Source organism: Candidatus Methylomirabilota bacterium, from assembly GCA_035315345.1.
Classification (GTDB): Bacteria; Methylomirabilota; Methylomirabilia; order Rokubacteriales; family CSP1-6; genus CAMLFJ01.
In genome coordinates this window covers 1-2,916 of the sequence record DATFYA010000143.1, presented here as the reverse complement: position 1 = coordinate 2,916, position 2,916 = coordinate 1, and the positions used below count along the sequence as shown (strand labels likewise).

Below are 2,916 nucleotides of genomic sequence, written 5' to 3'. Positions count from 1 at the left end.
GTTATGCGCCTGGTGGACCTGATGCTGGTCTTCCCGCGCTTCTTCCTGCTCCTGGCCGTGCTCGCGTTCCTCAAGCCGTCGATCTGGACGATCATGACCGTGATCGGACTCACCGGGTGGATGGGCGTGGCCCGGCTGGTCCGCGCGGAGTTCCTGACTCTGCGCGAGCGCGAATTCGTGATCTGGTCGGAGTCGGTGGGGGCGGGCGCCCTGCGCATCATCTTCCGCCACATCCTGCCCAACGCGGTCGCGCCCATCCTGGTCGCCATGACTCTCGGCATTCCCGCCGCGATCCTCACCGAGGCCGGCCTGTCCTTCCTCGGGCTGGGCGTGCAGCCGCCCTACGCGACGTGGGGCAACATCCTCAACGACGGACGCGACTACATCGAGATCGCCTGGTGGCTGACGCTCTATCCCGGCCTCGCGATCCTGGTCACGGTGCTCTCCTACAACCTGGTGGGGGAGGGGATTCGCGACGCGCTCGACCCCCGTCTGCGCCAGTCGCGCGTCGGGCGCGTCGTCCGGCTCGGCCGCTGAATTGACAAGCCTCGCGAGGGCACGGCATACTGTGCCCTCGCCGGCGCCGAAGTGGCGGAATTGGCAGACGCGCACGTTTGAGGGGCGTGTGGGGCAACCCGTGGGGGTTCGAGTCCCCCCTTCGGCACCAAGTACCATCCGTCGTCCAGCCGCGGGCGCCTTCTCTCCGACGGTTGACTCCCCCGACGAAAGTCTCCAGAATGCGCCCCGTGACGCCGCTTCGATGGGGCCAGGCCGCGCCGGAATTCGAGCTGCCCGCCACGACGGGTCGTCCCATCTCGCTCCGCGAGTACCGGGGCCGCGACGTGGTGCTCGGCTTCTACTGCTACGACTTCGGTGGCATCTGAACGCCCGAGCTCACCGGCCTGGGCCAGGTCGCGGCCGCGCTCGAGCAGCGAGGCGCCTGCTTGCTCGCGATCAGCGGCGATAGTCCCTTCTGTCACACCGCATTCCTGCAGGCGCATCCGTTTCCCTTTCCGCTCCTGAGCGACGTGCACCGGTCGGTCATCTCTGCCTACGGCGTGCTGGACCAGGACCGCAACGTGGCCTACCGCTCGACGTTCGTCATCGATCGCGACGGCATGTTGCGGTGGGGGCAGGCGGGCGACCGGCACATGGTGCGGGACGGCGGCGAGCTGCTGCGCGTCGTGGATCTGATCCGTTCCCTGAGGCTGAACTCCTGAGGAGGTACCGATGACCGTTCCCTTGTCCGCCGCGACCCCGTCGTCTGTCGGCCTCGATCCCCGCCCGCTCGAGCGGCTGCAGGAGCTGATCACCCGCCATCTGGCCGAGGGGCGCTATCCGGGGGCCCAGATCGCGCTGGCCCGCGACGGCAAGCTGGCGTTGTTCCGGACCTTCGGGGACGCGCGGATCGACCCGGCGCGCGCCGCCGCGCGCGACGACACCCTGTGGCTGCTCTACTCGAACACGAAGGTCGTCACCGCCTGCGCGGTCTGGGTGCTCGCCGAGCAGGGCGCGCTCCGCTTCACGGACCGGGTGGCCGAGCACGTGCCCGGCTTCGAGGCCAACGGCAAGGGCGACATCACGATCGTCCAGCTCTTGAGCCACCGGGGCGGTTTTCCGAATGCGGACGTGCCCGCGGCCGCGTGGGACGACCACGAGCTGCTGCGGCGCGCGGTGTGCGGATTCACGCTGGAGTGGACGCCGGGCTCGCGCGTGCACTATCACAGCCGCGCCGCGCACTGGGTGGCCGCGGTGCTGATCGAAAGCCTCACCAAGACCGACTATCGCGCGTTCATCCGCGAGCAGGTCATCGAGCCGCTGGGACTGGGGCAGGAGCTGTTCGTCGGCCTGCCGGACGCCGAGCACGCCCGCGCGGTCGACATGCACGAGCCGGTACCCGGAGGGCCGGTGAAGCGGGCTGAGGAGAACAACGCGCCCTTCCGCCGGGCGGGCACGCCGGGCGGAGGCGGCTATGCCAGCGCCCGCGCGATGGCCGCCTTCTACCAGATGCTCGTGGCCGGCGGCACGCTGAACGGCAAGCGCCTGCTGTCGACCCGCATGGTGCAGTACGTCACGCGAAGCGTCACCGGAGATCGGGTCGACGGCTACATGGGCATGCCCATGCATCGGGCGCTGGGCCCGCACGTGCGGGGCACCACCGAGACCATCCGCGGGCTCGGTAGCATCGCGTCGCCGCGGACGTTCGGCCACGGTGGGGTGGGCTCCTCGTACTGCTGGGCCGATCCCGATTCCGGCGTGTCCTTCGCGTATCTCACCAACAGCCGGGTGCCGGATCCCTGGCACAGCGCCCGGCTGGACGTGATCAGCAACACCGCTCACGCCGCCATTCTGTCCGACCGCTAAGGGAACGCGGCGATCGACTGCGGAGGCGTCCCGCTCGGTTGGCGGCTTGTGAAAGTTGTGCCATAATGACGCCGCCCGAGGCCAAAGGACAATAGTGATGGGAGTTTCCCTACCACTTCTCGACGCCGCGCGTCCCGCCGACTCGCCCAAGCCGCCGTGGCTGAAGGTGCGGGCGCCGGGGGGCCCGAAGTACATCCGGCTCAAGGGGCTGATGCGTGAGTGGAACCTCCACTCGGTGTGCGAGGAGGCGCATTGCCCGAACATCGGAGAGTGCTGGGAGGATCTCACCGCCACCTTCATGATCCTGGGCGACGTATGCACCCGCAACTGCGGCTACTGCGCGGTCACGCACGGGCGGCCGGTCTGGGAAGATCGTGAGGAGCCGGAGCGGGTGGGGCGGGCCGTCGCCGAGCTCGGGCTCGAGCACGTGGTGATCACCTCGGTGAATCGCGACGATCTGGCAGACGGCGGAGCGGCCCATTTTGCGGCGACCGTCCGCGCCGTGCGACACGAGGCGCCGGGATGCCGGATCGAGCTGTTGATCCCCGATTT

Annotated in this window: 4 protein-coding genes and 1 tRNA gene; all 5 read left to right on the top strand. The window is 69.2% G+C overall.

What is annotated here, in order from left to right; translation table 11 throughout:
- The coding region (locus VKN16_19085) for an ABC transporter permease (GenBank protein ID HME96314.1) at positions 1-537 on the top strand (537 nt) is incomplete at its 5' end.
- A gap of 45 nt (positions 538-582) precedes the next feature.
- Positions 583-667, top strand: a tRNA-Leu gene (locus tag VKN16_19080).
- Between the two features lie 70 nt (positions 668-737).
- Positions 738-1,220, top strand: coding sequence for a peroxiredoxin family protein (locus VKN16_19075; GenBank protein HME96313.1), 483 nt, complete (start codon positions 738-740; stop codon positions 1,218-1,220).
- 10 nt (positions 1,221-1,230) lie between these two features.
- Positions 1,231-2,364 (top strand): serine hydrolase domain-containing protein, encoded by a 1,134-nt coding sequence (locus VKN16_19070; protein ID HME96312.1) that lies wholly within the window; start codon positions 1,231-1,233, stop codon positions 2,362-2,364.
- Positions 2,365-2,461: 97 nt separating this feature from the next.
- Positions 2,462-2,916, top strand: a 455-nt coding sequence (locus tag VKN16_19065) for a radical SAM protein (GenBank protein ID HME96311.1), incomplete at its 3' end; no start/stop codon positions are given.

Excerpts from the sequence above, each read along its gene's own strand:
- VKN16_19070 (HME96312.1), top strand. The coding sequence starts at position 1,231 with ATGACCGTTCCCTTGTCCGCCGCGACCCCGTCGTCTGTCGGCCTCGAT.